This is a genomic window from Streptomyces sp. NRRL WC-3549, assembly GCF_000721935.1.
Classification (GTDB): Bacteria; Actinomycetota; Actinomycetes; order Streptomycetales; family Streptomycetaceae; genus Streptomyces.
This window is the reverse complement of the sequence record NZ_KL585437.1, coordinates 87,763-91,422: the sequence shown is the minus strand read 5'-3', so window position 1 is coordinate 91,422 and position 3,660 is coordinate 87,763. Positions and strand designations below refer to the sequence as shown.

3 protein-coding genes and 1 pseudogene are annotated in these 3,660 nt (G+C 71.2%); all 4 read left to right on the top strand.

Going from position 1 to position 3,660, the window contains the following annotated elements:
• On the top strand, positions 1-841 hold an 841-nt coding region (locus tag IH13_RS0132215; protein WP_267883895.1), incomplete at its 5' end, for a UDP-N-acetylmuramoyl-tripeptide--D-alanyl-D-alanine ligase.
• Entirely contained in the window at positions 838-1,908 is a 1,071-nt protein-coding gene (gene mraY / locus IH13_RS0132210; protein WP_014045419.1) for a phospho-N-acetylmuramoyl-pentapeptide-transferase, read from the top strand. The genes IH13_RS0132215 and mraY, both read left to right, overlap by 4 nt.
• A complete protein-coding gene (gene murD / locus IH13_RS0132205) occupies positions 1,905-3,323 on the top strand; it encodes a UDP-N-acetylmuramoyl-L-alanine--D-glutamate ligase (protein ID WP_031089996.1) in 1,419 nt (472 codons plus the stop codon). The genes mraY and murD overlap by 4 nt, the downstream gene beginning before the upstream one ends.
• 112 nt (positions 3,324-3,435) lie before the next feature.
• Positions 3,436-3,660, top strand: a pseudogene (locus IH13_RS45275) (putative lipid II flippase FtsW); the annotation flags it as partial.

Here is a 3,660-nt window from a genome sequence, read left to right as displayed (position 1 = left end):
AGATGTGTATAAGAGACAGGCCCAAGCCAAGGGCGAGCTCGTGGAGGCGCTCCCCGAGGACGGCGTGGCCGTGCTCAACGCCGACGACCCGCTCGTACGGGCCATGGCCGCACGCACGCACGCACGGGTCGTCCTCTTCGGAGAGGCCCCGGATGCGGACGTACGGGGAGAGAACGTCCGGCTCACGGACGAGGGACGCCCCGCGTTCGTGCTTCACACACCCACCGGGTGCAGCGACGTGACCTTGCGCCTGTACGGTGAGCACCACGTGTCGAACGCGCTCGCCGCGGCCGCCGTCGCCCATGAGTTGGGCATGTCCGTGACTGAGATCGCCGAGGCGCTCTCCGTGGCGGGCACCCTCTCCCGCTGGCGCATGGAGGTCACCGAGCGTCCGGACGGTGTGACGGTCGTCAACGACGCCTACAACGCGAACCCCGAATCCATGAAAGCCGCACTGCGTGCGCTGGCCGCCATGGGCAAAGCCGCACGGGCGGAAGGGGGGCGCACGTGGGCGGTGCTCGGTCAGATGGCCGAGCTGGGGGACGCGTCGCTCGCCGAGCACGACGCGGTCGGGCGGCTCGCCGTCCGGCTCAACGTCAGCAAGCTCGTCGCTGTCGGGGGAAGAGAAGCCTCCTGGCTGCAACTGGGCGCATATAACGAGGGTTCGTGGGGTGAGGAGTCGGTGCACGTGTCCGACGCACAGGCGGCCGTCGACCTGTTGCGCAGTGAACTGCGCCCGGGAGACGTCGTGCTGGTGAAGGCGTCCCGGTCGGTCGGCCTGGAGAAGGTCGCCCTGGCACTGCTGGAGAACGCGACCGAGGGCGAGGTCGCCGTCCGATGAGGCAGATCCTCTTCGCGGGAGCCATAGGGCTCTTCCTGACCCTGGTCGGCACTCCGCTGCTGATCAAACTCCTGGCGCGCAAGGGCTACGGGCAGTTCATCCGGGACGACGGCCCGCGCACGCACGGCAGCAAGAAGGGCACGCCCACCATGGGCGGCATCGCCTTCATCCTGGCGACGATCATCGCGTACGTCCTGGCGAAGGTGATCACCGGCGAGGACATGCGCTTCTCCGGCGTCCTCGTCCTGTTCCTGATGGCGGGGATGGGGCTCGTCGGCTTCCTCGACGACTACATCAAGATCGTCAAGCAGCGCTCGCTCGGTCTGCGCGCCAAGGCGAAGATGGCCGGCCAGCTGATCGTCGGCATCGCCTTCGCGGTGCTCTCGCTCCAGTTCGCGGACATCCACGGCAACACCCCGGCCTCCACCCGGCTCTCGTTCGTCGAGGACTTCGGCTGGTCGATCGGCCCGGTGCTGTTCTGCGTCTGGGCGCTGTTCATGATCCTCGCCATGTCCAACGGCGTGAACCTCACCGACGGCCTGGACGGACTGGCCACCGGCGCCTCGGTGATGGTCTTCGGCGCCTACACCTTCATCGGGCTCTGGCAGTTCCAGGAGTCCTGCGCCAACGCGCAGACCCTGACCAACCCCAGCGCCTGCTTCGAGGTACGCGATCCGCTCGACCTGGCGGTCGTCGCCTCCGCCCTCATGGGCGCCTGCTTCGGCTTCCTGTGGTGGAACACCTCGCCCGCGAAGATCTTCATGGGCGACACCGGTTCGCTGGCCCTCGGCGGCGCGCTCGCCGGTCTCGCGATCTGCTCCCGCACCGAGTTCCTGATGGCCATCCTCGGCGGCCTCTTCGTGATGATCACCATGTCCGTGGTCATCCAGGTCGGTTCCTTCAAGATGACCGGCAAGCGGGTCTTCCGGATGGCACCGCTCCAGCACCACTTCGAACTCAAGGGGTGGTCCGAGGTCCTTGTCGTGGTCCGCTTCTGGATCATCCAGGGCATGTGCGTGATCGTCGGACTCGGCCTCTTCTACGCAGGATGGGCAGCCAAGAAGTGAGCAACGCGGACTGGCAGGGCAAGCACGTCACGGTCGCCGGGCTCGGCGTCAGCGGAATTCCCGCGGCCCGTGCCCTGCACGAGCGCGGGGCGCTGGTCACCGTCGTCAACGACGGCGACGACGAGCGCTCCCGCGCCCAGGCCGCCGGACTGGAGGCGCTCGGGATCACCGTGCGGCTCGGCGACGGCGACACCCTGCCCGAGTCCACCGAGCTCGTCGTCACGGCCCCCGGCTGGAAGCCCGGCAAACCGCTCTTCCAGGCAGCCGCCGAGGCGGGCGTCCCCGTCTGGGGCGACGTCGAACTCGCCTGGCGGCTGCGGGGCCCCGACGCCGCACCCTGGCTCGCGGTCACCGGTACCAACGGCAAGACCACGACCGTGCGCATGCTCGCCTCGATCCTCGAAGCGGCGGGCCTGCGCACGGCCGCGGTCGGCAACATCGGGGTCTCCCTGCTGGACGCGGTCCTCGGCGACGAGGCGTACGACGTACTCGCCGTCGAACTCTCCAGCTACCAGCTGCACTGGGCGCCCTCGCTGCGCGCCGACTCCGCGGCCGTCCTCAACCTCGCCCCGGACCACCTCGACTGGCACGGCTCCATGGACGCCTACGCCGCCGACAAGGGCCGCGCCTACGAGGGCAACCGCGTCGCCTGCGTCTACAACGCGCAGGACCCGGCCACCGAGGACCTGGTGCGCGCGGCCGACGTCGAGGAGGGCTGCCGGGCGATCGGCTTCACGCTCGGCACCCCCGGGCCCTCGCAGCTCGGTGTGGTCGACGGCATCCTCGTCGACCGGGCCTTCGTCGAGAACCGGCGGGAGCAGGCCCAGGAGCTCGCCCAGGTCGAGGACGTCAACCCCCCGGCCCCGCACAACATCGCCAACGCCCTGGCCGCCGCCGCGCTCGCCCGTGCCTTCGGCGTCGAGCCCGCGGCGGTACGCGACGGGCTGCGGGCCTTCCGCCCCGACGCCCACCGCATCGAACACGTCGCGGACGTCGCCGGGGTGTCGTACGTCGACGACTCCAAGGCCACCAACACCCACGCGGCAGAGGCGTCCCTCGCCGCCTACGACCCGATCGTCTGGATCGCCGGGGGCCTCGCCAAGGGCGCCACCTTCGACGCGCTCGTGACCGGAGCGGCGAAGAGGCTGCGGGGCGCCGTGCTGATGGGCGCCGACCGGGCGCTCATCCGCGAAGCACTGGCGCGACACGCCCCCGAGGTACCGGTCGTCGACCTGGAGCGGACCGACACTGGGGCGATGTCCGAAGCGGTCCGGGAGGCCGCGCGGCTCGCCCGGCCCGGCGACACCGTACTGCTGGCCCCGGCCTGTGCCTCGATGGACATGTTCGTCAACTACAACAAGCGCGGCGAGGCGTTCGCGGACGCGGTCAGCGAACTCGCCGACGAGAGCGGCTGACGGGCCCGGCCTTCGCACCGTACCGTCCCGGGACGGGGCGCGAACGGCGCTGCCGTCGGCCCCCTGACCCAGGCAACAGCCCCGGGTACGAGCAGTGGAGGGGACAGCGACAATGCCGGCCGACGAGAGCCCGTCCGCGCGTGGAACGGGCCGCTCACGGGTGACCGCGGCGATCAGCCGGGCGCTCATCCCCCGCCCGCCGCTCGCGCCGTCGGCGCCCGCGGGGATCGCCCTGCGGAGCCGCCCCGTCACGGGCCCCCGCCGTCCCCCCGCCGCCCGCGGCGGCACCCGGGCACCGGGCAAGCAGCCCCGGCCGCCCCGGGGCGCCGCCCTGCGA

Coding starts and splice junctions, on each gene's coding strand:
- mraY (WP_014045419.1), top strand. CDS start 838: ATGAGGCAGATCCTCTTCGCGGGAGCCATAGGGCTCTTCCTGACCCTG.